At 62.0% G+C, this 1529-nt stretch carries 2 protein-coding genes and 2 pseudogenes; 3 read left to right on the top strand and 1 reads right to left on the bottom strand.

The features are described 5' to 3' along the window. A partial coding sequence (locus HMPREF3162_RS05725) for a MerR family DNA-binding protein (protein WP_176747340.1) occupies positions 1-215 on the top strand: 215 nt, incomplete at its 5' end. Positions 216-261: 46 nt separating this feature from the next. Here HMPREF3162_RS05725 and HMPREF3162_RS12015 read toward each other — a convergent pair. Continuing rightward, positions 262-508 (bottom strand): annotated as a pseudogene (locus HMPREF3162_RS12015) (LLM class flavin-dependent oxidoreductase); the annotation flags it as partial. Positions 509-526: 18 nt separating this feature from the next. On the opposite strand from HMPREF3162_RS12015, the pseudogene HMPREF3162_RS11380 reads away from it, so the two are divergent. Further along, positions 527-1018, top strand: a pseudogene (locus HMPREF3162_RS11380) (recombinase family protein); the annotation flags it as partial. A 181-nt stretch (positions 1019-1199) separates the two neighbouring features. Then, entirely contained in the window at positions 1200-1370 is a 171-nt protein-coding gene (locus tag HMPREF3162_RS11890; RefSeq protein WP_218079174.1) for a hypothetical protein, read from the top strand. Positions 1371-1529 lie beyond the last annotated feature (159 nt).

Raw genomic sequence — 1529 nt, 5'->3', positions numbered from 1 at the left:
CCCTCGCCCAGATCCGCCAGATCTTCGACATCCGCGACGGCGGCCATGCGCCCTGCGAGCACGTGCGCGACCTGCTTGACGTGCGCCTCGCTGAGATCGAGCAGCAGATCGCGCAGCTCTCCGTGCTGCGCGACACTATCGCGGACCTCAGACAGGACGCCGCGCACCCGGACCCTGAAACGTGCAGCACCGATCAAGTGTGTAGGTACTTGTAGACGACGGGAGTCAATGACTCAAACGCTACAACCCCGATATGCGCTAGCGCATGTCGATGCCGCCGGTGCCCACCTCGATGTTTTTGGTGGTTGGCCGCGACAGCACACAGCAGCGGCATCGGGGCGGAGGCCTGCAGCGCGAAGTGGTGGACTCGGAAGGACGCGTTGTTCACGCCGATTTCGTCCGCAGCCTGGGTGATCTCCAGATGAGTCTTGGCGATCTTTTCCGCAGATGGCCCGCGCTAGCTGCCGAAGGCGTAATGCCCGAAGCTTAAGAAGCCGAACGCTTTCATTGGATAACACTCCTTTTGATGGTGTTAACGAGAGGGAGTAACTTTGCAACGAGATGCCGTCGAGTTCAAGTTCAAGTTCAACGTAACCTAAGGCGAGCTAGTGCTAGTTGTGTGACAACACGTGCTGCCATTTACCTTCGCATCTCGCTCGATGCTGCCATGAACGGTCTTGCCATCGAGCGTCAGCGAGAAGACTGTAAAGCCATTGCAAAGCAGCGTGGCTGGACGGTCGTACACACCTATGTGGATCAGTCGATCTCGGCCTCTAAGAAAGACGTGGAACGTCCCGACTACGACGCGATGGTCGCTAGTCTTAAGCGAGGCGAGCTAGACGCGATTATTTGCTAGGACTTGGATCGTCTAACACGACAGCCCTCGCAGCTCGAAGAGTGGATCGACAGAGCGGAAGAGCACGGGTTGAAGCTTGTTACCGCGAATGGTGATGCGGACCTCAGTACTGACGGAGGCCGGATGTTCGCGCGCATCAAGGCGGCCGTGGCACGCGGTGAAGTCGAGCGTAAAGGGGCTAGGCAGTCACGCGCCCAACAGCAGCGTGGAGAGCGAGGGCAGACACCGTCCTCGCCGGCTACGGCGCAACGCAGGCGATGCCAGGCCCGCTGTTCACGTTCGCGTCCTTCCTCGGTGCCAGACACCACGCGCAGGTGCGGCCCTGGCTGGAGCGAATGCCGCGGTGGTCGGCATTCTCGGTGCAGCGCTGTACACCCCGGTGTTCACCGCCGGGGTTTCCGGCGTGATCACTCTGTCCATCACCGTGGTCTGCTACGCCGCGCCCACCTCGTGGAAGGTCCCGCCCTGGGCGGTCGTCATCGGCGCGGCCCTGGTCGGCTGGATTGTGCTGTGAACTTCGCTCTCGTCCGGTGCTCGGCGCTGAAGCGCGCCAAGGGAGGGAACCGGGACTAGAGCGTCACGTTGGCCAGCACCGCACCGGTGGGTTGCGCCGCGCCGGCGGCGACTTCCTCGGTGACGAGGACTGAAGCAGTTCCACCGGGCAGCGGCATCC

The sequence above is a fragment of the Brevibacterium sp. HMSC07C04 genome, assembly GCF_001815905.1.
Classification (GTDB): Bacteria; Actinomycetota; Actinomycetes; order Actinomycetales; family Brevibacteriaceae; genus Brevibacterium.
Note: the sequence above shows the minus strand (reverse complement) of the source record. Positions and strands in the feature narration are given on the sequence as shown.